This window comes from Amycolatopsis sp. NPDC050768, from assembly GCF_040654155.1.
Taxonomy (GTDB): Bacteria; Actinomycetota; Actinomycetes; order Mycobacteriales; family Pseudonocardiaceae; genus Amycolatopsis.
In genome coordinates, this window is the sequence record NZ_JBFAHL010000006.1 from 1 (window position 1) to 24423 (window position 24423).

The window sequence follows — 24423 nt, forward strand, 5'->3', positions numbered from 1 at the left end:
TTGCCGAAGCGCTGGCGGTCGTCGCGGCGGGACGGACGGCCGAGGTGCGGGACCAGATGGTGCACGAGATCGTGAAGGAACCGGCGATCGCGCGCCCCATCCGGAAGCCGGCGCGATCTCGCTGGTGGGTCGCCTTGGCGGGGTGAGCTGGGTGGGGGTGGTCGGAGGTGGTCGAGGTCACGGCCGAGCGGCAGTCGCTGCCCCGGCGCCGGAGTCTCGTTGCGGGGCGCGCATCGCGGTCCACAAGCGCTGAGAGCCCGCCACCGCCCACGAAGATCTGTCTCCCACGGCGACCACAGCGCGAGATCGCGCCGGTGTGGGGGATCGAGCGGTGCGATCGGCCGCCAGGCCGATCCGACCGCTCGATCCCCCACACCGGCTCAAAGGCGATCTCGCACGCCACGGCGGAGCCGGGGCCAAAGACACAGCCGGGGCAAAATTACCGCCTATTGCGCAGGTAGTCGCCGACCACGGCGGCGCCCAGGCCGTCCAGGTCGGGGGCCACCACGCGGCCGCCGGAGCGGCGGGCGATGGTGTCCACGAACGCTTCCAGCCGTGGGTCCTCCCCGAGGCGGAAGACCGTGACCGAAGCGCCCATCTTGGCGATCCGGTCCACTTCGGACAGTGTCTTGTAGATCGTGCGCGGGTCCGGCGGGTAGTCGAACACCGCTTCGCCGTCGGGTTCCAAATGCGCCGTCGGCTCGCCGTCGGTGACCATCAGCACCACCGGCTGCGCGTCGGGGTGGCGGCGCAGGTGCTGGCCGGCCAGCAGCAGCGCGTGGTGGGCGTTGGTGCCCTGCTCCCACGTGCCCTCCAGGCCCACCAGCTCCGGCAGGTCCACCTTCATCGCGTAGCGGCCGAAGGTGATCAGCTGCAGCGCGTCGTTGCGGAAGCGGGTGCTGATCAGCTGGTGCAGGGCGAGCGCCGTGCGCTTCATCGGCAGCCAGCGGTCCTCCTGCACCATCGACCACGACGTGTCCACCAGGAGCGCCACGGCCGCGCGCGAGCGGTGCTCGGTCTCGACGACCTCCACGTCCTCGACGTCGAGCGTCACCGCGCGCGAGCCGACCGACGTCGAGCGCAGCACCGCGTTGCGGACCGTGCGCGGCACGTCCCACGGCTGCATGTCCCCGAACCGCCACGGGCGGCTCGAGCCCGTGGGCTCCCCCGCGGCGCCGGCGGACTCGGTCTCCCGGTCGCCCGTCTTGCCGCGCAGCGAGTTGACCACATCGGACAGTGCCGTCTCGCCCAGGCGCCGCAACGCCTTGGGCGACAGGCGAAGCGAGCCGTCGGCCGCTCGTTCGAACAGGCCCTGCCGGCGAAGCTCACGCTCCAGTTCGGACAGTCTCCGCGCGTCGACACCGGCGTCGGGACCCAGCTGGCGCTGCAGCGCGTCCATGTCGATGTCCTCGAGCCGCGCGCCCGGGTAGGCCTGGCCCAGCTGCTCGGCCAGCCCGTCGAGCTCCGCGAGGTCCTGCATCGCCTGCGCGCCCTCGCCCAGGCCCAGCGGGTCCTGGCCGCGGAAACGCTCCGAGCCCTGCCAGTCCTCCCCCGGCCGCAGCGCCTGCAGCGCCGCGTCGAGAGCGGACAGCTGCTGGGCGATGCGCGGATCACCGAACGCCTGCTGCGACAGCTCCGCCAGCTCGGCGCGCTGCTCGGCCGACATCGAGTTCAGCATCCGCTGCGCGGCCGCGGCGCGCGAGGCCAGCGCGTCGATCAGCTCCTCGACGTTGCGCGGGTTCTCCGGGAAGAACTCGCCGTGGCGGTTCATGAACTCCGCGAACCGCTCGTCGATGTCGTCGGCCCCCTGCGCGTGGGCCTGCAGCAGTGCGTTGAGGTCGGACAGCATCTGGTTGACCTGCTCGACGTCTTCGGGCCCGGCGTTCTGCAGCGCCTGCTTCATGCCCTGGAACCGCGCGTCGAGCGCCTCGCGGCCGAGCAGATCGCGGATCTGCTCGTACTTTTGACGGCCTTCGGACGACCGCCAGTCGTACTCGCTCAGCTCGCGCACGGCCGCGGCGGTGCCCGGCGGGAGGGCGTCGAGCTGCGCCTCGCGGAAGCGCGCCTCGTCGTCCGGGTCCGGGAACAGCTCGCGGCGCTCGGCGGTCAGCGCCTCGCTCAGCAGCTCCTGCACCTCCTGCAGCGTGCCGTCGAGCCGGTGGCGGCGCTGGATCTCCGAACGGCGCTGCCACAGCCGCCGCGTGAGCTCGTCGAGGCCCGACGTGCGCTCGGTGCCGCGGCGCAGCAGCTCCTCCAGGGCCGAACGCGGCGACGCGCCGGCCATCACGTCGCGGCCGATCTCGTCGAGCGCGTCGCGCAGGTCTGCCGGCGGCGCCAGCGGATCCGGCCCGTCGTGCCACGGGCCGTAGGAGTACCCCTCGGGAATGAGCGGCATTACTGGCCGTACACCGTGGTGTTCTCGTCGGAGTCCTTCGCCAGCCGCCTGGCGAGGAACAGCGACTCCAGTGCCAGCTCCACCGCGGCCGCGATGCGACCGGCAGGCTCGTCGGAGGACACCCCGGCACGCTGGGCGACCTCGTGCAGCACCGGCAGCTCCGGCAGGGCGGCGAGCACGTCGCGGGCCGGCACGCGCTCGCCGGTGGCCACCAGGTGGCCGTCGGCGACGGCGTCGGACAGCGGACGCAGGTCCAGCCCGGCGAAGCGCTCCCGCGCGGTTTCGGCCACGGCCCGGCGCATCAGGTGCACGAGGTGCTCGACCTCGCGGCCCTCTTCGCCCGGCTCGAACTCGATCTTGCCGCGCAGCACGGCAGGCACGGCTTCGAGGTCGACCGGCCGCGCGACGGCCGGGTTCTCCCCGGTGAGCGCCGACCGGCGCAGCGCCGCGGCGGCGACGGTTTCGGCGGCGGCCACGGCGAAGCGCGCCGACACCCCGGACCGCTGGTCGATCACCGGCGACTCGCGCAGGTTGCGCACGAACCGGGCCAGCACCTCCAGCAGCGGCTCGCCGACCTCTGCGACGAGGTGCGCCTCCTGCTTCACCACGGCGACTTCGGCGTCGACGTCGAGCGGATAGTGGGTGCGGATCTCCGCGCCGAAGCGGTCCTTGAGCGGCGTGATGATGCGGCCGCGGTTGGTGTAGTCCTCGGGGTTCGCGGTGGCGACGAGCAGCACGTCCAGCGGCAGCCGCAGCGTGTAACCGCGGACCTGGATGTCGCGCTCCTCCATCACGTTCAGCAGCGCGACCTGGATGCGCTCGGCGAGGTCGGGCAGCTCGTTGATCGCCACGATGCCGCGGTGGGCGCGCGGAACGAGCCCGAAGTGGATCGTCTCCGGGTCGCCGAGGCTGCGGCCCTCAGCCACCTTCACCGGGTCGACGTCGCCGATGAGGTCACCGACGGACGTGTCCGGCGTCGCGAGCTTCTCCGTGTAGCGCTCGCTGCGGTGGCGCCACGCCACGGGTAGGTCGTCGCCCAGCTCCGCCGCGCGGCGGATCGAGGCGGGGGTGATCGGGTCGAGGGGGTGCTCGCCGAGCTCGGAGCCCTCGATGACGGGGGTCCACTCGTCGAGCAGGCCGGCGAGCGTGCGCAGCAGACGGGTCTTGCCCTGGCCTCGTTCGCCGAGCAGGACGACGTCGTGGCCGGCGAGCAGCGCGCGCTCGAGCTGCGGCAGGACGGTACGGGAGAAGCCGACGATGCCGGGCCACGCGTCGCGGCCTTCGCGCAGCGCGGTCAGCAGGTTGTCGTGGATCTCCTGAGCGATGGGGCGCGGGGTGTACCCGGCGGCGCGGAGCTCGCCCGCGGTACGGGGAAGTGAGTCTGGGACAACGGTCACGGCATCGACGCTACTTACCGTTTCGGCGTACGTCGACGTGGAGCGACTCCAGCGTGGGCGATCGTCCACGAAGTGTGGACTACCGGTAAAATAGGCCGTCGTGTGCCGTCCCAGTGCGACCCTCGCCGTCTGGTCCTCCGCGTGGCTCAACGGAGCCGCCGCTTCCGACGATGTGCTCGACGCCCTCGCTGCCTGGGGCGAAGCGCACGACGTCGTCGCGGCCGACGCCCCCGCTGCCGAGGCCTTCGAGCTCCCGCTGGCGTTCCACCGCGCCGCCACCCCGGTCCAGCTCCTCATGGCGCTGCGCGCGCAGAGTGTGAAAATGGCGCAGCTCGTGCTCCCCGTACCCGGCGACGTCCGCGGCCTCGGCGGGAGCGGCCCGTTCGCCGAGGCGGCGCTGCGCTGCGGTGACGCGGTGGTGCTGACCGAGCTCGGCTTCGGCCTCGTGCCCGAGCCGATCGCGGAAGGCCTGATGCGCTGGACGGTCTACTCGGTGCCCGCCCCGGTTCCGCTGGAGTACCAGTCGCTGCCCGACTCCGAACACGGGCTCACGGACGCGATCCGCGCCAGCGCGGGTGCGTTGCAGGCGCTGGACGTGGCCAGCGACCGCCCCGGCGTACGCGCCGAGCTGTCGGCCCATCTGCGATCACGCCCGCAGGTCGAGTGGCCGGCCGGTACGCCCGCGCGGGCGCTGCGCGTGCTGCAGCGCGCGGAGGAGATCTCGGCGATCCTGGCCATCGCCCGCACCGACGACCCGGGAGGCGCGCTGTCCGCCTCGGCCGCCAGCCGTCGCGCCGAAGCGTTGCGGCCCTTGTCGGACGCGGTGCGCACGGCTCGGACGGCGTCGGTCAACGAAGCGGTGCGGGTGTTCGCGGAGCAGGCCGACCGGCAGCCGTGAGGTTCTCCACGCTCAGCTGACAGCGAACACGCGCCTCCGCAGCTCAGCCGAGAGCGAACAACACGCTTTTTGTCCGCGTTGCCCGGTTTTTCCGGGCAACGCGGACACTTTTCAGTTCAGCGGGCGGGACGCTTTGGGGGCTCGCAGCACCCGATCGAGCAAGGCGCGCCGTTGACCGAGCAGCCGTCGGCCGGGAAGGGCGAGAGCTTGCGGGCCGGGGCGTCGGAAACGTGCTCGCGCACCAGTTCCACCACCAGCTCGGCGAAGCGCGGGTCGACGTCGGGCGTCGCAGCGCGGGCGAAGGCCATGCCGTGTTCGGCGGCGCGCTCGGCGGCTTCGTTGTCGAGGTCCCAGATCACCTCGAGGTGGTCGGAGACGAAGCCGATCGGGCTGACCACCACGGACTTCACGCCGGCGGCGTGCAGGGCGTCGACGTGGTCGACGATGTCCGGCTCCAGCCACGGCACCTGCGGCGGCCCCGAGCGCGACTGCCAGACCACGTCGTACTCCGCGATGCCCGCCTCGGCCGCCACCAGCCGCGCGGCTTCGGCGATCTGGCGGGAGTATCGCCGGCCCCCCTCGGCGGGCGGACCGGAGGCGACGTCGGCGCTCACCGGCACGGAGTGCGCGGTGAAGACCGTGCGCGTGTCCGGGCGGTCACCGAGGCGCGCGTGGGCGGCGCGCACCGCGTCGGCGATCGAGGAGATGAACAGCGGGTGGTCGAAGAACTGGCGCAGCTTCACGATCTCCGGCGCTTCGGGTCCCACGGCTTCGCGGGCGCGCACGATGTCCTCGTCGTACTGGCGGCACGCGGAGTAACCGCCGTAGGCACTGGTGGGGAACGCGAGCACGCGCCGCACGCCGTCGGTCTTCATCCGCGCCACGGTGTCCTCCACCATGGGCTGCCAGTTGCGGTTGCCGAAGTACACCGGCAGGTCGAGACCTTCGGCCGCGAGCTGCCTCTCGACGGCCGCGATGGCCGCGCGGTTGAGCCGGTTGATCGGCGACACCCCGCCGAAGTGCTGGTAGTGCTCGGCGACCTCGAGCAGCCGCTCACGCGGCACCCCGCGTCCCCGGGTGACGTTCTCCAGGAACGGCATCACCTCGTCGGGCCCCTCCGGACCGCCGAACGAAAGCCATAACAACGCGTCGTAACCCACGGTGTCCATCTTGCCCCTGTGGCGGCGCCCACGACGGAGCGGGCTCATTGTGTACTGACCTATCCAAAACCTGGTACGGTGTCCGTATGCCCAGGCCACGCGAGTTCGACGAGACCGAAGCCCTCGAAGGCGCCATGAACGCCTTCTGGGCCCGCGGCTACGAGGCGACCTCCACACAGGACCTCTGCGCCGCGACCGGACTCGGGCGCAGCAGCGTGTACAACACGTTCACCAGCAAGGAAATCCTGTTCCGGCGCGCGCTCGAGCACTACATTCAGCTCGGCGTCCGCGGCCGGGCCGCAGTGCTGGAACAGGCCGACGACGGACTCGACGCGATCCACCGGCTCCTGGCGTCGGTGATCGACGACGAGCTCACCCACGGCCGCCGCGGCTGCCTGGTGGTGAACACGGTCGCCGAGTTCGGCACCGCGGACCCCGAGATCACGGCCCGGGTCGAGGCCGACACCGCCGCGCACCTGGCCTCACTCGCCGAGTGCGCCCGCCTCGGCCAGGCCGACGGCAGCATCACCCGCGACCGGGATCCACACGACATCGCGGAGTTCGTGCACAGCACCGTGAGCGGGCTGCGGCTGATGTCGCGCCGCGGCGCCGAACGCGCGGCCATGACGGCCGTGGCCGACATCGCCGTCGCCGCACTCGCCCGCCGCTGACCCACCCGCACCGACTACTCCACCCGAGCATCAGCGTCGATGCGACACGAGCCAGTTTTGTACCAATCGATCCATAAGGAGAGACGAACCGTGCCCTTGGCCGTCTTCGTGATCGGGCTCAGCATCTTCGCCCTCGGCACCTCGGAGTTCATGATCACCGGCCTGCTCCCCGGGATGGCGGCCGACCTCGGCGTCAGCATCCCCGACGCCGGCCTGCTCATCTCGGCGTTCGCCGTCGGCATGGTGGTCGGCGCGCCGCTGCTGGCCGTCGGCACGCTCAAGCTGCCCCGCCGCACGACCCTGCTCGCGCTGCTGGTGGTGTTCGCCGGCTCGCACGTCGGCGGCGCACTCGCCCCGGGTTACGCCCTGCTCTTCGCGACCCGCATCGTGAGTGCCCTGGCCTGCGCCGGGTTCTGGGCCGTCGCCGCTTCGACCACCGTTTCGCTCGCGCCCGCGGCGCGCCGCGGCCGCGCGCTCGCGGTGCTGGTCGGCGGCCTGACCCTGGCGAACATCGCGGGCGTCCCCGCCGGCACCTTCCTCGGCCAGCACGCCGGCTGGCGCACCGCGTTCTGGGCGGTGGCCGCGCTGACCGTGGTGGCCGTCGTCGGCGTGCTCGCGTTCGTGCCGCGCACCGTCTCGGACTCCTCGGCCCTGCGGGTGCGGACCGAACTGCGGGTCTTCCGCAACGGACGGGTCTGGCTGGCGCTGGGCGTGATCGCGCTGACGCAGGCCATGGTCTTCGCGACGTTCAGCTACCTCGCGCCGTTGCTCACGACAACCGACGGCCTGCCGTCCTCGTGGGTCCCGCTCGTGCTCGTGCTCTTCGGCACAGGCGCGGTGATCGGCATCCTCGCCGGCGGCAAGCTCGCCGACGCCCGTCCGTTCTCGACGCTGTACGGCAGCCTGGGGCTGGCCGTCGCCGCGCTGATCGCCCTCGCGGTCACTTCGGACACCGTCGTCGCCGTGGTCGCAGTCCTCGTGCTCGGCGCCGCCGCGTTCGCGGCCAACCCGGCCCTCAACGTCCGGGCGTACTCGGTCGCGGGCGGATCGTCCACATTGGTCGGCGCCAGCACCACGTCGGGCTTCAACGTCGGCAACACCGCGGGTCCGTGGGTCGGCGGTGTCGCGATCAACGCGGGTCTCGGCTTCCCGAGCGTCGCATGGGTGAGCGTGGGGCTCGGCGGGCTGGCGCTGGCCGCCCTCACGTTCGCCCTGCGCCTGCAGCGTTCCGACGACGCCCGCGCTCCCCGCTCGGCGCTCTCCTCCAAGGAGCCGGTAACCCAGCCGGCCGCGCAGTGAAACGGCGAACGGCTCCCGCGAAAACTTCGCGGGAGCCGTTCGCCGTAAGGGAAAGAGCTCAGATGCCGAGCGCGTGCACGCCGCCGTCGACCATGATCATCGAGCCGGTGGTGGCCGGCAGCCAGTCCGACAGCGCGACGCAGACGGTCTTGGCCGTCGGGTCCGGGTCGGAGCTGTCCCAGCCGAGCGGGGCGCGCTCGTTCCAGCCGTCTTCGAGCTCGTTGAAGCCCGGGATCGACTTCGCGGCCATCGTCTTCATCGGGCCGGCGCTGACCAGGTTCACGCGGATGCCGCGCGGGCCGAGGTCCCGCGCGAGGTAGCGGTTCACCGACTCCAGCGCCGCCTTCGCGACGCCCATCCAGTTGTAGGCCGGCCACGCCACGCGCGCGTCGAAGTCCATGCCGACGATCGACGAGCCCCGCGAGAGCAGCGGCAGCGTCGCCACCGCCAGCGACTTGAACGAGAACGCCGACACGTCCACGGCGATCTTCACGTCGTCGCTCGGCGCGTCCAGGAACGGCGCGCCCAGGCAGGTCTGCGGTGCGAAGCCGATGGAGTGCAGCACGCCGTCGAGGCCGTCGACGTGCTCGCGCACGCGGTCGGCCAGCGAGTCCAGGTGCTCCTGGTCGGTCACGTCGAGCTCGAGTACCGGCGCCGGCTTCGGGAGGCGCTTGGCGATCGTCTTGACCAGCGAGAGCCGGCCGAAGCCGGTGAGCACGACCTCAGCGCCCTCCTGCTGCGCGATCTTGGCCGCGTGGAACGCGAGCGAGGCGTCGGTGATGACACCGGTGATCAGCAGCCGCTTGCCTTCGAGCAGTCCGGGCAACGGGTTCCTCCAGGTCTTGTGGTGGTCGCGGAAGAGTCGGGGAACGTCAGTGGCCGAGGCCGAGGCCACCGTCGACCGGCAGCACCGCGCCGTTGACGTAGGCGGCGTCGTCGGAGGCGAGGTAGCGCACGGCCGCGGCGATCTCGGCCGGCTCGGCGTAGCGGCCGGTGGGCACGTTGGCGAGGATCTCCTTCTTGCGGTCCTCGCCGAGCGCTTCGGTCATGTCGGTGCGGACGAAGCCGGGGGCGATCACGTTGGACGTGATGTTGCGCGAGCCGAGCTCCCGTGCGAGCGAGCGCGAGAAGCCGACGAGACCGGCCTTCGACGCGGCGTAGTTCGCCTGGCCCGCCGAGCCCGAGAGGCCGACGACCGACGAGATGAAGATGAACCGGCCCCAGCGGGCGCGCAGCATACCGCGCGACGCGCGCTTGGCGACCCGGAACGCGCCGGTGAGGTTCGCGTTCACCACTCGCTCGAACTGCTCCTCGCTCATGCGCATCAGGAGTGTGTCGTCGGTGAGCCCGGCGTTGGACACGAGCACCTCGACGGGGCCCTGGTGCTCCTCGACCAGCTTGAACGCGGCGTCGATCTGCTCGGCGTCCGTGACGTCCGCTTCGACCCCGAACAGCCCTTCCGGCGCGCCGGAGCCGCGGTGGGTGACGGCCACCTGGTGGCCCTGCTCGGCGAGGTCCCGGGCAATCGCCAGACCGATACCCCGGTTGCCGCCGGTGACCAAGACCGACCGTCCCACTGCATGTCTCCCTCTGCTCGGTGTCCCTGTCGCGTTCGTGCCGAGACGAGGCTATCGGCCGCGCGCGGCGTCGCCGCACCCGGCGCCACCTCCGCGTCCGGGCCGGGCGCGGAAGTCCAGAGCGGAGGTTAGGGCGCGGCGCGGCGGTCCGTTTGCGCAGACCAGAGGGTTCCTACAAACGGGGGAAAGGCCGGGCGTGCGATCCGCACAAAACGTGATCAGGATCGCCGGTCCCCCGGCCCTTCGAGACGGTCGCAACTCACCTAAGGCCAGGTAAGGAACAGCGCCGCGACCTTGCCGCGGGAGTACTCCGGTGGTCACCGTGAGTCGCGACACAGGAGGTCAAGGATGACTACCCGGATCCCCACCCCGGTGACCCGCGAGGGCGAGCGCCGAGTCGTCGGCAACGTGCTGCGCGGCTCGATCGGCAATCTCGTCGAGTGGTACGACTGGTACGCCTACTCGGCGTTCACGATCTACTTCGCCAAAGCGTTCTTCCCCGGCGGCGACGCGACGGCCCAGTTCCTCAACACCGCGGCCGTGTTCGCCGTGGGGTTCCTGATGCGCCCACTGGGCGGCTGGATGCTCGGGCGCTTCGCCGACCGGTTCGGGCGCCGCAGCGCGCTCGTGCTCTCGGTTTCGATGATGGCGTTCGGCTCGCTGCTCATCGCGGCGACGCCGGGCTACGCGTCCATCGGCGTCGCGGCGCCGATCCTCCTCGTGCTCGCGCGACTGCTGCAGGGTCTTTCGGTGGGCGGCGAGTACTCGACGTCGGCGACGTATCTGTCCGAAGTGGCCACACCCGGCAAGCGCGGTTTCTACTCCAGCTTCCAGTACGTGACGCTCGTCGGCGGACAGCTGCTCGCGCTCGGGCTGCAGCTGATCCTGCAGAGCGTGCTCACCGAGGCGCAGATGGGCGACTGGGGCTGGCGCATCGCGTTCGTGGTCGGCGCCGTCGCGGCGGTGGTCGTGATGGCGCTGCGGCGCAGCATGGACGAGTCGGCCAGCTACGAGCGCGTCGCCGCCCAGGAGAGTTCTGCACAGTCCGGCTCGGGCAAGCAGGCCGGCGAACGCGGCACACTGCGCACGCTCGTGAAGTACCCGAGGGAGATCGCGCTCGTCGTCGGCCTCACGCTCGGCGGCACGGTCGCCTTCTACACATACGCCACCTACACGCAGAAGTTCCTCGAGAACACCGCCGGCATCCCGCGCCGCACGGTCACGTGGATCCTCTTCATCGCCTTGCTGATCTTCGCGCTCCTGCAGCCGGTGGCCGGACGGCTGTCGGACCGGATCGGCCGGCGGAAGCTGCTGATGTTCTTCGGCATCGCGGGCACCGTGCTCACCGTCCCGATCATGACGACCATGGCGCACACGAAGCAGCCGGTGCTCGCCTTCCTGTTGCTGCTCGGGGCGCTCGTGATCGTCACGGGTTACACGTCCATCAACGCGATCGTGAAGGCCGAGCTGTTCCCCACGCGGATCCGCGCGCTCGGTGTCGGCCTGCCGTACGCGCTGACGGTGGCGATCTTCGGCGGCACGGCCGAGCTCATCGCCCAGGCGCTGAAGAAGGCGGGGCACGAATCGCTGTTCTTCTGGTACGTCGCGGGCTGCATCCTCGTCTCGCTCATCGTGTACGGGACAATGCGCGAAACGTCGCGTTCGTCCGCCCTGGAGCGTGACGAAGACTGAGCGGGAGGACGGCCGTGCGCGTGCTGCTCGTGGAGGACGACACCGGGGTCGCCGGTGCGCTCGCCGAGACGCTGCACGCGCGCGGCCACGCCGTGACCAGCGTCGGCCGCGGTGCCGACGCGCTGCACCGGCACCGTGAGGCCGATCTGCTGCTGCTCGACCTCGGCCTGCCCGACCTCGACGGGCTCGACGTGCTGCGCAAGATCCGCCAGGTCTCCGCCGTGCCCGTGATCGTGCTGACCGCCCGCGGCGACGAACGGTCCGTCGTCCGCGGGCTGCGCCTGGGCGCGGACGACTACCTCACGAAACCCGTGCGGCTGGCCGAACTGCTCGCGCGGATGGACGCCGTCGTGCGCCGGGCGGGCGTGCGCGACACCCCGGCCGACGACGCCGTGGTGCGGCTCGAAGACGTCGAGATCGACCTCGGCGGGCGCCGCGTCCTGGTGGCGGGCCGGGACATCGGGCTGACGACGAAGGAGTTCGCGGTGCTGGCCGTGCTCGCCGCGCGGCCGGGCACCGCCGTGAGCCGCCAGCAGCTGATGGACGAGGTGTGGGGCGACGCGTACCTCGCCATCTCGCGATCGCTCGACGTCCACATGACACAGCTGCGCGCCAAGCTCGACCGGCCGGGCCTGCTCACGACGATCCGCGGCTTCGGCTACCGGCTGGGCCGGGGCTGAGCGGTGCGCACCCGCCTGCTCGTCGTGCTGGTCGCGCTCGCGCTGCTTGTGGTGGCCGCGTTCGCTGTGCCGCTGCTGGCGAGCACAGCGGAGCAGCGCACGCAGCAGCTGGTGATCTCCCGCAGCAACGACGTCGACCGGTTCGGCGTGCTGGCTCAGCAGGCGGTCGACGCGCACGACCCGGCGGCACTCGACGCGGAGGCCGAGCGGTACTCGGAGCTCTACGGCGAGGCCGTGGTGGTGGTCGACGCGCAGCGCACCCCGCTGGTGCAGACAGGTGGGCTCACGGCCGCGGCGCCGGAGGTGCGCGCGCTCGTGGAGGCGACCATGCGCAACGAGCCCGCCCAGCACGTCGAGCGGCTGAGCCCGTGGTCAGTCGGGCCGGTGCTGTTCGCGCGCCCGGTGGGGTCCGGCACGCGGGTGGCCGGTGTGGTGGTGCTGCGCGCCTCCGTGGCCGCGGCGGCCGCCGATGTCGCCGCCCGCTGGAGCGCGATCGCCGCCGGGGCACTGCTCGTGGCAGCCGTGTTCGTACTGCTGGCGGTGCTGCTCGCGCGGTGGATGGTGCGGCCGCTCGTCGAGCTGGAGACGGGCGTGCTGGCCGTCGCGGGCGGCCACCGCGCGCAGGTGCCGGAGAGCTCCGGGCCGCGAGAGCTGCGGTCGCTCGCGGCTTCGGTGAACCGCATGTCCGACGCCGTGGCCGAGGCCGCCGACCAGCAGCACCGGCTCGTCGCGGACACCTCCCACCAGCTGCGCAACCCGATGGCCGCGCTGCGGCTGCGCGTCGACTCACTCGCCTCGGCCGAGGCCGGCCGGCCGGCGTACCGGGCGATCGTCGCGGAGGTCGAACGCCTCGAACGCATCCTCGACGGCCTGCTCGCCCTCGCCACCGCGGAGTCCACCGCCACCCGCATCGCCGCCGGCTCGGACGACGAACCCGCCGACCTCGCCGCCGTGATCGCCGAACGCGTCGACGCCTGGCGTCCCGCCGCCGACGACGCCGGCGCCACCCTGCTCCCCTGCCCCGGCCACGACGAACCCGTGCTCGTGCACACCCCCGAGGGTGAGCTCGCGCAGATCCTCGACGTGCTGCTCGACAACGCCGTCCACCACGCCGGCCGCGGCGCCACCATCTCGGCCGTGTGGGAGACGTCGCCGGGCGCCGCCACCCTCGTCGTCACCGACGACGGCCCCGGCCTGCCACCCGCCGACCTCGCCCGCGCGACGGACCGCTTCTGGCGGGCCGGCGGTGACGGCGCGCCCCGCGGCACGGGCCTCGGCCTCGCCATCGCGCGCGAGCAGACCCGCGCCCGCGGCGGCACGCTCGAACTGCACGCCAACGAGCCGCACGGGTTGCAGGTCCGCGTGGCACTGCCGGCGGTGACGCCGTGACGATCACACGCCGCACCGCGTTGCTCGGCGGGCTCGGCCTCGCGCTGGCCGGGTGCGCGCCCGCCTACCGCGGCCCCGAACGGTCCGTCACGATCGCCGCCGGGGAGCAAGGCGGGTTCTACCTGGCGTTCGCGGAGGTGCTGGCGGCCGAGGTGAGCCGGGCGGAGCCGCGGTTGCACTGCGCGGCCGTGGCGACCGAGGCGAGCGTCGTGAACGTCGAGCGCGTGCGCGACGGCGGGGCCGACCTCGGTCTGGTGCTCGCGGACGTCGCGCAGTCGGCGCTCGCGGGCCAGGCGCCGTTTCCCGCGCCGGTGCCGTTGCGGGCACTGGGCCGGGTGTACGAGAACTACCTGCAGCTCGTGGTGCGCGCGGACGATCGTCTCGCGCAGCTGCGGGACCTGGCGGGACGGCCGGTGTCCGTCGGCGCGGGCGGGTCGGGCGCCGCGCAGCTGGGCGAGCGCGTGTTCGCCGCGGCCGGTGTGTCGGTGGTGGCGCGGCACCTGCCGCTGGCGGACGCCATCGCCGCGCTGGCGAGCCATCGCATCGACGCGCTTCTGTGGTCGGGCGGCCTCCCCACCCCGGCGCTCGCCGAGCTCAACCGCACGACACCACTCGCGTTGTTGCCGCTCGCGTCGGTGATCCCCGCGTTGCGGGCGCAGCACGGGCCGGTCTACGAACAGGTCCAGGTGCCCGCCGGCGCGTACGCGGGCGTCGGGGCGCCGGCGACGATCGGCGTGGCGAACCTGCTCGTCTGCGCCCCGCGGCTGCCCTCGGACGTCGCCGCGGCGGTGGTGCGGGTGCTCGCCGGGCGCGCGGCCGATCTGGTGCCGGCGCAGGCCGTCGGGACGCAGTTCCTCGACGTGCGCACGCTCATCGGCACCCAGCCCGTGCCGCTACACCCCGGCGCCGCCGACACCTACCGGGCACTCCACGGCTGATCGGCGCTCGCTAGATTGGTCGCGTGACCCCACCGCGCCGACCGCTGGTCGAGATGCCCTTGCGCGTGCGCTACCACGAGTGCGACGGCCAGGGGATCGTCTTCAACGCCCACTACCTCGCGTACGTGGACATGGCCTCGTTCGAGGTCGAGAAGGCGCTGTTCGGCTCGCACGAAGCGTTCCTGGCCACGGGGATCGACGTGGTGGTCGCGGAGTCGAACCTGCGCTACCGCGCGCCGTGCCGCTACGACGACGACCTCGTGGTGTCGGTGTTCCTCGCACACCTCGGGACCACGTCGATGGTCTACGAGTCGGAGATCCGCCGCGGCGGCAAGCTCACCACCGAGGCGAAGATCCGCTACGTGTTCATCGACCCCGTCACCCTGCGCAAGACCGAGCCGCCCGTCGCCGTGCGCGACGTCTACGCGGCCCACCTGCCCGCACCCACCGCTCCCTGACGTTCCTGAGGTCCGGCCATGTTCCGCGTGCTCTTCTACCACCCCGAGATCCCGCCGAACACCGGCAACGCGATCCGCCTCGCCGCCAACACCGGCTGCGAGCTGCACCTGGTCGAGCCGCTGGGGTTCACGCTCGAGGACAAGCAGCTGCGCCGCGCCGGGCTCGACTACCACGACCTCGCGCGCGTCCGCGTGCACGCCGATCTCGCCGCCGCGTGGCGAGCGCTGTTGCCGGCCAAGGTCTACGCGTTCAGCGCCAAGGCCACGCGCCTCTACACCGACGTGGCCTACGAACCCGGCGACGTGCTGCTGTTCGGCCCCGAGTCCGCCGGCCTGCCCGACGACGTGCAGCAGGCGACCGAGATCACCGACCGGGTGCGGCTGCCGATGGTGCCCACGAGCCGCTCGCTCAACCTGGCCAACACCGCGGCCATCACGATCTACGAAGCCTGGCGGCAGAACGGTTTCGGCCTGCCGCCAGGCTGAGTCGCCGAAATCCTCAGCTCGCTACGGGAGTCTCTGGCCGATCAGCAACGCGGCGGCCGCCCCGATCATCAGCACCAGGGTGCCGATCACGACCCACGGCTTGCTCGCGTCGGCGTTCTTGAGCTCGTAGCCGATCTGCTCGCCGAGGTCGGCGTAGACCTTCTTCAGCTCGTCGGCGCTGGCCGCCTTGTAGAAGTCTCCGCCGGACAGCCGCGCGATCTCCTTCAAGGAGTCGTCGTCCACCCGCACGTCCTGCGGCTTGCCCTCGATGTCGACCGAACCGTGCGTGGTGCCGAACGAGATCGACGAGATCGGCATCTGCGCCTGCTTCGCGGCCTGCGCCGCGGTGTACGCGCCGCGCGGGGCGTAGAGATCCTCCGGCACGGTCTGCTTGCCGTCGCTCATCAGCACGATGCGCGCGGGCGGCGGACCGTCGGCGCCGCCGACCACGGCCGAGAAGCTCTCGATCGACTGCATGGCCGCGAAAATGCCTTCACCGGTGGCCGTCGACTGCGCGAGCTTCAGGTTGTCGATCGCCTTCACCACGCCGGCGCGGTCGGTGGTCGGGTTGACCAGGACGGTCGCGGTGCCGGCGAAGGAGATCAGCCCGAGGTTCACGCCCGGGGTCATGTTCTCGGCGAACTGCTTGGCCGCGTCCTGCGCCGCCTTCAGCCGGTTGGGCGCGACGTCGGTGGCCTCCATCGACAGCGACACGTCGATCACCAGCACCACGGTGGCCCGGTTGCGCGGCACCTTCTGCTCCGCCGTCGGCCCGGCCAGCGCCACGGTGAGCACGAGCAGCGACAACACGATCAGCACCGCCGGCAGGTGCCTGATCCAGCCCTGCGTCTTCGGCGCGACCTTGTCGAGCAGCTCCAGGTTCGCGAACCGCATCACGCGCTTGCGCCGCGCCCGCTGGGCCAGCACGTATGCGACGGCCACGGCCGCCACCACGATCAGCAGCAGGAACCACCACGGTGAAGTGAAGCCGCCGAGGCTCATGCGACACCACCCGACCAGCGGCGCTTGCGCGCGACCACGAACCGCACCATGTCGGCGATCCAGTCGGAGTCGGTGCGCAGCACCAGGTGCGCCGCACCCGCGCGGCGCAGCCCGGCCGCGACGTCCTGCCGGTGGGCATGCGCCGCGGCGCCGAACTCCTTGCGCAGCAAGGCGGAAGCGTGCACTTCGCGCTGTTTCCCTGTCTCCGGGTCGGCCAGGACGACGGTGCCCACGTCGGGCAGGTCCACGTCGCGCGGGTCGAGGACTTCGATGGCGATGAGCTCGTGATGCCCGCCGAGCGCGCGCAGCGGCCGCTGCCAGTCGGTGGGTCCCAGGAAGTCCGAGATCACCACGCCCAGGCCGCGCCGGCGGGGCGGACGGCGAAGCTGCTCCAGCGCGTCGGCGAGATCGCCGCGGACGCCCTCGGGCGCCCGCGGGGTCTCGGCCAGCCGCCGGATCAGGCCGCGCGCGTGGGCGAGCCCGCCGCGCGCGGGGATGCGGTTCACGCCCTGGCCGTTGGACACCAGCGCGCCGATGCGGTTGCCGCCTCCACCGGTGAGGTGGGCGACGGCGGCCGTCGCGCACACCACCAGGTCGCGTTTCTCGCACAGCGCCGTGCCGAAGTCGAGGCTCGCGGACATGTCCGCGACCACCCACGTCTCCAGTTCGCGGTCGGCCACCGTCTCGCGGATGTGCGGCGTCGTCGTGCGGGCCGTGACGGCCCAGTCCATCCGCCGCACGTCGTCGCCCGGCTGATACGGCCGCGCCTCACCCGGCTCTGAGCCGGGGCCTGGCACCAGGCCGAGGTGGTTGCCCTGCAGCAGCCCGTCGAGCCGGCGGCGGACGTCGAGCTCCAGCGTGCGCAGCCCCGCCTCCAGGCGGTCACCGCGCAGGACCGGGGGCGCCCACCCGGGACGCTGGTCCTTCTGCGCCTTCCCTGCCACGCCGACTACCTGACGGGCGCGCCCGCCGGCACCGGCCCGGTCCCGCCCTGCGGCCGGGCCGAGACCTGCGGCAGGGGCACCGTCTGAAGCACGCGGGTGATGATGTGGTCCACGGGCACGCCGTCGGCCAGCGCGTCGTAGGACAGGACGAGGCGGTGGCGCAGCACGTCGGGCACCACGTCGACGACGTCCTGCGGCAGCACGTAGTCGCGGCCGCGCACGAGCGCGAGCGCGCGGGCGGCGGCGATGATGCCGAGGCTCGCGCGCGGCGACGCGCCGTAGGAAACCCAGCCCGCGACGTCGGCGAGGCCGTGGTCGTTGGGCGTGCGGGTGGTGAGCACGAGGCGCACCACGTAGTCGACCAGCGCGTGGTGGACGAACACCTGCGACGCGACGCCCTGCAGGCGCACGAGCTCGCTGGGGCTGAGCACCTCGTGGGGCACCGGCGGCGTGACGCCCATCCGGTAGATGATCTCGCGCTCTTCCTCGGCCGTGGGGTACTCGACCACGATCTTGAACAGGAAGCGGTCGCGCTGTGCCTCCGGCAGCGGGTACACGCCCTCGTTCTCGATGGGGTTCTGCGTGGCGAGCACGAGGAACGGGTCGGGCATCGGGAAGGTCTGGCCGCCGATCGACACGTGCCGTTCGGCCATCACCTCCAGCATCGCCGACTGCACCTTCGCGGGCGCGCGGTTGATCTCGTCGGCGAGGACGAAGTTGGCTACGACCGGGCCCAGCTCCACATCGAAGCGCTCGGCGCCCTGGCGGTAGATGCGCGTGCCGAGGATGTCGGCCGGCACGAGGTCGGGCGTGAACTGCACCCGGGAGAACGAGCCGCCGACCACCCGCGCGAAGGTCTCCACGGCCAGCGTCTTCGCGACACCGGGCACGCCTTCCAGCAGCAGGTGCCCCTTCGCCAGCAGCCCGACGAGCACGCGCTCCACCAGCCGGTCCTGGCCGACGATGATGCGCTTGACCTCGAACACGGTGCGTTCCAGCAACTGGGCGTCCCGCGCCGGCGTGCCGGGCTGCTGCCCGTTCCCGCCCTCGGCGTAGCCGGGCTCGGTCACTCTGCCTCCTGTGGTTCTGCTTCCTCCGGGCTCGCCCGCGACCGTACTGCTTCCCGGTGGTCGTAGTCCGCGCGGCACGCTGGCCCGTCACGGTAGCCAAGCGCATCAGCGGTGTGACAGCTGTGAAGACGGTGTCAGCGGCTTCGGCACAGGTCGCGCGGCGTGTCGTGATCGTCGCTTTTGACCGGTTCGGCTTGCGGTCCGGGGCACCCGCGGCCCCTCCCCTGCCGCATCGACGAGGGCAGTGCCGTCGCGGTCGGCGCGATCAGCCGGTCCACAGTGGACGCTTGGCCGGGCCGACGGCTTCCACTCGCGATCAGCTCCGGTTTGTCCACACCGGACAGTCGCCGGGCGACACCGCCGCCGAGCACGTTCGCGGCGTACGTTACCGCTAGCGTCGTCCCATGACCGACCCCTTGCTGGCCGCCTACGACGCCGAAGTCCGCACCGCCGAGCTGACCACCGCGGAACCGGGCACAACCCTCGACCGCGACGCCCCCGTCACCCGCATCCTCGGCTCCCGGCGTGGTTTCGTGGTGGGCCCGCCGGACCTCGGCGTGACCGGCCCTTCGCTGGACGCCCTCATCGACCGCCAGGTCCGCTTCTTCGCCTCACGCGGTGAAGCTTTCGAATGGAAAACCCGCGCGTACGACCGCCCCGCCGATCTGCCCGACCGCTTGATCGCCGCCGGTTTCGCGCCGGAGGAAACCGAAACGGTCCTCATCGCCCCCGTCGCCGCGATTTCCCCCTCGGCCCCGCCCTCGGCCGATGTCACCATCCGCGAAGCCACCGGCGAGGCCGACCTGCGCCGCATCGCCCACCTCAGCGCCACCGTCTTCGGCAGCGACGAGGCTGCCGTCGCCCGCGACCTCCTCGCGCGCGCCCGCGAAGACAACGAGGGCACAACGGTCCACGTCGTCGCCGAATCCGCCGGCCGCGTCGTCTCAGCGGCCCGCCTGGAACTCGTCGGCGGCACCACCTTCGCCGGCCTCTGGGGCGGCGCCACCCTGCCGGACTTCCGGGGCCGCGGCCTCTACCGCGCGCTCGTCGCCCACCGCGCCGCCACCGCCCACACCCGCGGCGCGCGCTACCTCCAGGTCGACGCCCTCCCGCCGAGCCGCCCGATCCTCCAGCGCCTCGGCTTCACCGCCGTGACCACGACCACGCCGTATGTCTGGACCCCGGCTTAGGCCGGCCCACCTCGGCCTCGACCTCGGCGAGCCAGCCGAGGTACCAGCGGTCGAACGTCATCCGGCCGTGGTCGTCGGCCTGCGGCCCGATGCCGCCGTCGGAGGCCTCGCCGTCGAACCACAGAGCGCCACGGTCGGGGCCGGTCACCACGAGGAGGTCGTAGTGGCCGCAGCCGCTGTGGCAGAGCGGCAGGGTGCCGTGGGTGTCGGCCTCGTCGCGAGCATCGAGCGACCGGGTCAGCTCCGGCCGGCGCTCCTGCGGGATCTTCGTGAAGTCGGGCCATTCGGCGTGGTGGAAGAGCTCGCGGTGCGGGAACTCCGTCCGCAGGTCCACGCGGTCGCCGCCACGGCGGTCGTCGGCGGCGAACTCCCAGCGGCGACCGGAGCGGCCGAAACCCAGCAACCCGTAGCCCGGGCCGGCCCCGCCGGCGCCGACCTCGACGAGAAAGTTCCGGTACGGCTCGGGCAACGGCGCGCCGAACTGCTCCTCGACAGCCTCGACGTCGCGTTCAATCAGCGGCGAGGCCAGCCGGAATCCGTGGGCGCTCGCGCCGAACACCGAGCGCGCGTCCCGCCGCTTCGCCAGCCGCGCCAGCCGGTCGCGGACTCCGTCCCACGTCACGAGGGACGAGCGTAGGACCTCAGCCGATCAACCGGGTCGCATACGGCATGATCCCGCCGTACCGGACCGCCGTCACCCGCACGTACGAGCCGGACTGCGGAGCCTCCACCATCTGCCCGCCGCCGAGGTACAGGGCGACGTGGTGGATGCCGCCCGAGCCGCCCCAGAAGAGCATGTCGCCGCGGCGCATCTGGGAGAGGGGGACGCGGCGGCCGGAGGTGTACTGGTAGCCGCTGTAGTGCGGCAACGACCGGACGCCGGCGAAGGCGTAGATCATCAGTCCGGAGCAGTCGAAGCCGATCTTGCGGTAGTCGCCGTACATGTCGGCGACGCCGCCGTCGTGGATGCCACGGGTGGGGCCGCTGCCGTTGCCGCCGCCCCAGGCGTACGGGCGGCCCAGCTGCGACAGGGCCCGGGCGATCACGGACTCGATCGACGAGCCCGCCGCGGGCGAAGGCCGGCCACCGCCGCCCGACGAGGGACGGCCGCCGCCACCCGAGGAACTCAGCGCCGCCTGGCGGGCGCGTTCCTCGTCCTCGCGCTGCTTCTGCGCCACCCAGTCCTGGTAGCGCTGGCGCTGGCCCTGCAGGCCGGTGACCTTCGACTGCGCCGCGTAGAGCTGCTGCTCCACCGAGCTCTTGCTCGCCTGCAGCTGCTGGTTCTGCGACGCCTGGGACTGCTGCGCCTGCACGGCGTCGGCCTGGGCGGCGTCGGCCCCGCTCTTCGCCTGGCGCGCGGCTTCCTGCTTCTGCTGCGCGACGTCGAGGGCCTTACGTGCGGCGGCGTCCTTGTTGGACTTGTCCGTCTGCGCCTGCTGGAGGCGGTCGAGGGCGTTGAGCCGCGAGCCGCCGATGGAGTCGAGGATCTGGGCGCGGGCCAGCAGGTCCTTGGGGCTGTCGGAGGTCAGGTACGCCGAGATCGAGCCGACCGTGCTGCCCTGCTCGAAGCTGGCCGCCGCGAACTCCTTGAGGTCCTGGCGCGCCTTCTCGATCGCGCCCGCCGCGGCGTCGGCCTGCGTGCGCGCGGACTTCGCGGCGTCCTCGGCCTGGCTCGCGGCGTCCTGCGCCGACTGCAGGTCGACCAGGGCCTTCATGGCCTGTTCCTGCTTCAGCTCGACGTCGTCCTGCAGCGAGCTGAGCTTCTGCTCGGCCTGCGCGAGCTGGTTGGTGAGCTTGCCGACCTCACCGGCCTTCTCGTTGGCCGCGGCCTTCGAGGAGTTCAGCTCCGAGTCGCTCGGGTTGGGCGGGGGCGGCGGCACCGCCAGGCCCGTGCCCGCTGCTCCGAACAGGACCACGAGAGCGAAGGAGCCGACTGTGAGACCACGCCGCAAGACCCGTCCACGCCGGACCACCACGACCAGCCACCTCCCGCTCACCTGCGTCTGCCAGCAGTGATCACACCGCGTGCCACTGCAGTCACACCACTATCACAAGCCTCAGGCGGAACTCACACACCGTAGACACCAATTCCCCTCATCGGGGGACCCCTGACGTTCGGCGTGTCCGAATGGCCCAGCTCACTCCGCGTGCCGTCTTGAAGTTAATACAGGACACGCGTACTGTTTGCGGCGACGACGAGGTGTGCCATCCCGATTCCGGTCCTACGGTGGGGGTGCGCAAGACTCGGACGCGGTCTTCCCGAGGACCGCGAAACACACACCGAACTGACCCGGGGCCCGCACCCGCGACGGCGCGGGTCCCCGCCACTGGAGTTAGACGTGACTGCACCTGCCAGCAAGGACAGCTTCGGCGCCAAAGACACGCTGAAGGTCGGAGACAACTCGTACGAGGTCTTCCGCCTGAACAAGGTCGAGGGCGCCGAGCGCCTGCCCTACAGCCTGAAGATCCTGCTCGAGAACCTGCTGCGCACCGAGGACGGCGCGAACATCACCGCCGACCACATCCGCGCGCTCGGCAGCTGGGATCCCAGCGCCGACCCGTCCATCGAGATCCAGTTCACGCCCGCGCGCGTGATCATGCAGGACTTCACCGGCGTTCCTTGCGTCGTGGACCTCGCCACGATGCGCGAGGCCGTCACCGACCTCGGTGGCGACCCCGACAAGGTGAACCCGCTGGCGCCGGCCGAGCTGGTCATCGACCACTCCGTGATCATCGACGTGTTCGGCCGCGCCGACGCGTTCGAGCGCAACGTCGAGATCGAGTACGAGCGCAACCGCGAGCGCTACCAGTTCCTGCGCTGGGGCCAGGGCGCCTTCGACGAGTTCAAGGTCGTGCCGCCGGGCACCGGCATCGTGCACCAGGTCAACATCGAGCACCTCGCGCGCACGGTCATGGCCCGTAACGGCCAGGCCTACCCCGACTCCTGCGTCGGCACCGACTCGCACACCACGATGGTCAACGGCCTGGGCGTGCTGGGCTGGGGCGTCGGCGGCATCGAGGCCGAGGCCGCCATGCTGGGCCAGCCGGTGTCGATGCTCATCCCGCGCGTGGTCGGCTTCAAGCTGACCGGCGAGATCCCGACCGGCGTGACCGCCACCGACGTCGTGCTCACCATCACCGAGATGCTGCGCAAGCACGGCGTGGTCAGCAAGTTCGTCGAGTTCTACGGCGAGGGCGTCGCCTCGGTGCCGCTGGCCAACCGCGCCACCATCGGCAACATGAGCCCCGAGTTCGGCTCCACCGCCGCGATCTTCCCGATCGACGACGAGACCATGCGCTACCTCAAGCTCACCGGCCGCTCGGCCGAGCAGGTCGCGCTCGTCGAGGCCTACGCCAAGGAGCAGGGCCTCTGGCACGACGCGTCCCACGAGCCGGTCTTCTCCGAGTACATCGAGCTGGACCTGTCGACGGTCGTCCCGTCGATCGCCGGCCCGAAGCGCCCGCAGGACCGCATCGAGCTGTCCGACGCCAAGAACTCGTTCCGCAAGTCGGTGCACGACTACGTGGAGGAGCAGTTCCCGGCGCCGCACACCAAGGTCGACGAGACCATCGAGGAGACCTTCCCCGCGAGCGACCCGGCTTCGCTGTCGTTCGCCGACGAGGACGCCGTGCCGGTGCAGTCGGCCGCCAACGGCGCGTCGGGCCGTCCGACCAAGCCGGTCACGGTCAAGTCGGACGAGCGCGGCGAATTCGTGCTCGACCACGGCGCCGTGGTGATCGCGTCGATCACCTCGTGCACCAACACCTCGAACCCCTCGGTGATGCTGGGCGCCGCTCTGCTCGCCCGCAACGCGGTGGACAAGGGCCTCGCGGTCAAGCCGTGGGTCAAGACGTCGATGGCGCCAGGCTCGCAGGTCGTCACCGACTACTACAACAAGGCCGGCCTGTGGCCGTACCTGGAGAAGCTGGGCTACCACCTGGTCGGCTACGGCTGCACCACCTGCATCGGCAACTCCGGCCCGCTGTCGGACGAGATCTCGGCCGCGATCCAGGAGAACGACCTCACCGCCGTCTCGGTGCTCTCGGGCAACCGGAACTTCGAAGGCCGCATCAACCCCGACGTGAAGATGAACTACCTCGCGTCGCCGCCGCTGGTCATCGCCTACGCGCTGGCCGGCACGATGGACTTCGACTTCGAGAACCAGCCGCTGGGCCAGGACACCGACGGCAACGACGTCTTCCTGAAGGACATCTGGCCGTCGCCGCAGGAGATCCAGGAGACGATCGACTCCTCGATCACGCAGGAGATGTTCTCCAAGGACTACGCCGACGTGTTCGACGGCGGCGAGCGCTGGAAGGCGCTGCCCACCCCCGAGGGCAAGACCTTCGAGTGGGACACCGAGTCCACCTACGTGCGCAAGCCCCCGTACTTCGAGGGCATGCAGGCCGAGCCGGCGCCGGTCACCGACATCTCCGGCGCGCGCGTGCTGGCGAAGCTGGGCGACTCGGTCACCACCGACCACATCTCCCCCGCCGGTGCGATCAAGGCCGACACCCCGGCCGGCCAGTACCTCACCGAGCACGGTATCGACCGGAAGGACTTCAACTCCTACGGTTCGCGCCGCGGCAACCACGAGGTCATGATCCGCGGCACCTTCGCGAACATCCGGCTGCGCAACCAGCTGCTGGACGACGTGCAGGGCGGCTACACCCGCGACTTCACCCAGGACGGCGCGCCGCAGGCGTTCATCTACGACGCGGCCCAGAACTACGCGGCGCAGGGCACCCCACTGGTCGTGCTGGGCGGCAAGGAGTACGGCTCGGGCTCGTCGCGTGACTGGGCGGCCAAGGGCACCTCGCTGCTGGGCGTGCGCGCGGTGATCACCGAGTCGTTCGAGCGCATCCACCGCTCGAACCTCATCGGCATGGGTGTCATCCCGCTGCAGTTCCCGGCCGGCGAGTCGGCCGCGTCGCTGAAGCTGGACGGCACGGAGACGTTCGACATCTCCGGCATCACCAAGCTCAACGACGGTGAGACCCCGCGTACGGTGCACGTCACCGCCACCAAGCAAGACGGCACCAAGGTCGAGTTCGACGCCGACGTCCGCATCGACACCCCGGGCGAGGCCGACTACTACCGCAACGGCGGCATCCTGCAGTACGTGCTGCGCAAGATGACCAACGCCTGATCCACAGGGAACGACGCGCGAAGGCCG

At 71.7% G+C, this 24423-nt stretch carries 21 protein-coding genes; 11 read left to right on the plus strand and 10 right to left on the minus strand.

Annotation, left to right across the window (positions count from 1 at the left end):
* Nucleotides 1-439: 439 nt before the first annotated feature.
* Both AB0H62_RS18620 and AB0H62_RS18625 read right to left on the minus strand, forming a co-directional pair.
* Entirely contained in the window at nt 440-2395 is a 1956-nt protein-coding gene (locus AB0H62_RS18620) for a VWA domain-containing protein (protein ID WP_220240804.1), read from the minus strand.
* Entirely contained in the window at nt 2395-3792 is a 1398-nt protein-coding gene (locus tag AB0H62_RS18625) for an ATP-binding protein (RefSeq protein WP_220240806.1), read from the minus strand. Before AB0H62_RS18625 ends, AB0H62_RS18620 begins: the two co-directional genes overlap by 1 nt.
* A gap of 100 nt (nt 3793-3892) precedes the next feature.
* Here AB0H62_RS18625 and AB0H62_RS18630 point away from each other — a divergent pair, with 100 nt between their 5' ends.
* Entirely contained in the window at nt 3893-4690 is a 798-nt protein-coding gene (locus tag AB0H62_RS18630) for a hypothetical protein (protein ID WP_220240808.1), read from the plus strand.
* 116 nt (nt 4691-4806) lie between these two features.
* On the opposite strand, the gene AB0H62_RS18635 is transcribed toward AB0H62_RS18630, so the two are convergent.
* Nucleotides 4807-5850, minus strand: coding sequence for a ferrochelatase (locus AB0H62_RS18635; RefSeq protein ID WP_220247747.1), 1044 nt, complete (start codon nt 5848-5850; stop codon nt 4807-4809).
* 86 nt (nt 5851-5936) lie between these two features.
* On the opposite strand from AB0H62_RS18635, the gene AB0H62_RS18640 reads away from it, so the two are divergent.
* Complete coding sequence (locus AB0H62_RS18640; RefSeq protein ID WP_220240810.1) at nt 5937-6521, plus strand: TetR/AcrR family transcriptional regulator; 585 nt, start codon at nt 5937-5939, stop codon at nt 6519-6521.
* Between the two features lie 90 nt (nt 6522-6611).
* Nucleotides 6612-7820 (plus strand): Cmx/CmrA family chloramphenicol efflux MFS transporter, encoded by a 1209-nt coding sequence (locus tag AB0H62_RS18645; RefSeq protein ID WP_360587101.1) that lies wholly within the window; start codon nt 6612-6614, stop codon nt 7818-7820.
* A 58-nt stretch (nt 7821-7878) separates the two neighbouring features.
* Here the strand turns inward: AB0H62_RS18645 and fabI are convergent, their stop codons facing one another.
* The gene (gene fabI / locus AB0H62_RS18650; protein WP_220240814.1) at nt 7879-8646 is read right to left on the minus strand and encodes an enoyl-ACP reductase FabI; all 768 of its coding nucleotides are present in this window, start codon (nt 8644-8646) and stop codon (nt 7879-7881) included.
* Between the two features lie 46 nt (nt 8647-8692).
* The gene (locus tag AB0H62_RS18655; RefSeq protein ID WP_220240816.1) at nt 8693-9397 is read right to left on the minus strand and encodes a beta-ketoacyl-ACP reductase; all 705 of its coding nucleotides are present in this window, start codon (nt 9395-9397) and stop codon (nt 8693-8695) included.
* A 348-nt stretch (nt 9398-9745) separates the two neighbouring features.
* Here AB0H62_RS18655 and AB0H62_RS18660 point away from each other — a divergent pair, with 348 nt between their 5' ends.
* The 6 genes from AB0H62_RS18660 to AB0H62_RS18685 are packed head-to-tail and all read left to right on the plus strand — an operon-like array spanning nt 9746 to nt 15040.
* Nucleotides 9746-11089, plus strand: a complete 1344-nt coding sequence (locus AB0H62_RS18660; protein WP_220240818.1) for an MFS transporter — start codon at nt 9746-9748, stop codon at nt 11087-11089.
* Between the two features lie 14 nt (nt 11090-11103).
* A complete protein-coding gene (locus AB0H62_RS18665) occupies nt 11104-11769 on the plus strand; it encodes a response regulator transcription factor (RefSeq protein WP_220240820.1) in 666 nt (221 codons plus the stop codon).
* A 3-nt stretch (nt 11770-11772) separates the two neighbouring features.
* Nucleotides 11773-13158: a HAMP domain-containing sensor histidine kinase gene (locus tag AB0H62_RS18670; protein ID WP_220240822.1), complete on the plus strand. Its 1386-nt coding sequence runs from the start codon at nt 11773-11775 to the stop codon at nt 13156-13158.
* Complete coding sequence (locus tag AB0H62_RS18675; RefSeq protein WP_220240824.1) at nt 13155-14096, plus strand: TAXI family TRAP transporter solute-binding subunit; 942 nt, start codon at nt 13155-13157, stop codon at nt 14094-14096. Before AB0H62_RS18670 ends, AB0H62_RS18675 begins: the two co-directional genes overlap by 4 nt.
* Nucleotides 14097-14119: 23 nt before the next feature.
* The gene (locus tag AB0H62_RS18680; RefSeq protein WP_360587105.1) at nt 14120-14554 is read left to right on the plus strand and encodes a thioesterase family protein; all 435 of its coding nucleotides are present in this window, start codon (nt 14120-14122) and stop codon (nt 14552-14554) included.
* 18 nt (nt 14555-14572) lie between these two features.
* Nucleotides 14573-15040: a tRNA (cytidine(34)-2'-O)-methyltransferase gene (locus AB0H62_RS18685; RefSeq protein WP_360587106.1), complete on the plus strand. Its 468-nt coding sequence runs from the start codon at nt 14573-14575 to the stop codon at nt 15038-15040.
* Between the two features lie 21 nt (nt 15041-15061).
* Here AB0H62_RS18685 and AB0H62_RS18690 read toward each other — a convergent pair whose 3' ends face one another.
* From AB0H62_RS18690 to AB0H62_RS18700, 3 genes are read right to left on the minus strand one after another with little or no spacing between them, the layout of a single operon-like run.
* On the minus strand, nt 15062-16042 hold the full coding sequence (locus tag AB0H62_RS18690) for a VWA domain-containing protein (protein ID WP_220240830.1): 981 nt from the start codon (nt 16040-16042) through the stop codon (nt 15062-15064).
* Nucleotides 16039-16986, minus strand: coding sequence for a DUF58 domain-containing protein (locus AB0H62_RS18695; protein ID WP_354884708.1), 948 nt, complete (start codon nt 16984-16986; stop codon nt 16039-16041). Before AB0H62_RS18695 ends, AB0H62_RS18690 begins: the two co-directional genes overlap by 4 nt.
* 5 nt (nt 16987-16991) lie before the next feature.
* Nucleotides 16992-18056, minus strand: a complete 1065-nt coding sequence (locus AB0H62_RS18700; protein ID WP_220240834.1) for a MoxR family ATPase — start codon at nt 18054-18056, stop codon at nt 16992-16994.
* 404 nt (nt 18057-18460) lie between these two features.
* On the opposite strand from AB0H62_RS18700, the gene AB0H62_RS18705 reads away from it, so the two are divergent.
* The gene (locus AB0H62_RS18705; protein WP_360587109.1) at nt 18461-19246 is read left to right on the plus strand and encodes a GNAT family N-acetyltransferase; all 786 of its coding nucleotides are present in this window, start codon (nt 18461-18463) and stop codon (nt 19244-19246) included.
* Here the strand turns inward: AB0H62_RS18705 and AB0H62_RS18710 are convergent.
* A complete protein-coding gene (locus AB0H62_RS18710) occupies nt 19200-19868 on the minus strand; it encodes an SMI1/KNR4 family protein (RefSeq protein WP_360587111.1) in 669 nt (222 codons plus the stop codon). The two genes, AB0H62_RS18705 and AB0H62_RS18710, sit on opposite strands and share 47 nt — an antisense overlap.
* 19 nt (nt 19869-19887) lie before the next feature.
* Entirely contained in the window at nt 19888-21219 is a 1332-nt protein-coding gene (locus AB0H62_RS18715; RefSeq protein ID WP_220247748.1) for an NlpC/P60 family protein, read from the minus strand.
* A 366-nt stretch (nt 21220-21585) separates the two neighbouring features.
* Here AB0H62_RS18715 and acnA point away from each other — a divergent pair, with 366 nt between their 5' ends.
* Nucleotides 21586-24396, plus strand: a complete 2811-nt coding sequence (acnA, locus tag AB0H62_RS18720) for an aconitate hydratase AcnA (RefSeq protein WP_220240840.1) — start codon at nt 21586-21588, stop codon at nt 24394-24396.
* Nucleotides 24397-24423 lie beyond the last annotated feature (27 nt).